The 536-nt window shown below is 36.8% G+C and carries 1 protein-coding gene; it reads left to right on the top strand.

Annotation, left to right across the window (positions count from 1 at the left end; all coding sequences use genetic code 11):
* Positions 1-152: 152 nt before the first annotated feature.
* Entirely contained in the window at positions 153-368 is a 216-nt protein-coding gene (locus ND2E_RS21095; RefSeq protein ID WP_033091831.1) for a hypothetical protein, read from the top strand.
* Positions 369-536: the final 168 nt, after the last annotated feature.

The raw sequence follows: 536 nt of genomic DNA on the forward strand, positions 1-536 counted from the left end.
GAAAAGTATGTTATGTTTGTACATGCTAGCCTCCAATTTATATTGTTTAACACATATATTATGGCTCTGGCTTTGCTAACCCACGAATTTGGAGGCTAGCACCTCGTGGGGAGTCATTATGTCTATACGTAAACCGTAATCAAGGATGGATGATGAATCGAACTAATATATTTAGAGCATTAAGTTTTGTTATTGGGTTAGCAATGTTGCTAGCAAGCACAATGGTATTTTTAGGGTTATCCTTCTCTCCTGAAACAAGTGAAGTGGGTATAACAGGCGGTACTTTAGTGGGAGCATATTTCATGTTTTATGCTGTAACAGGAACCGTGGATGTTTTTAAATACTTTAAAACATATCAAATTAAATAATTACGTATAACAAGTCGCTCAAACGGAAAATGATCCTCCCCCGGTAAAACGGACACCAAAATCTAACTAAAGATGAGGTGTCTTATGCCCAAGTACAACAATCCAAGACGAACTTGGAAGTATTCAAACGACTTTAAAGTCAATGCTGTTCAACTAAGTTTTGTTGTC

This window comes from Colwellia psychrerythraea, from assembly GCF_000764225.1.
Taxonomy (GTDB): Bacteria; Pseudomonadota; Gammaproteobacteria; order Enterobacterales; family Alteromonadaceae; genus Colwellia; species Colwellia psychrerythraea_D.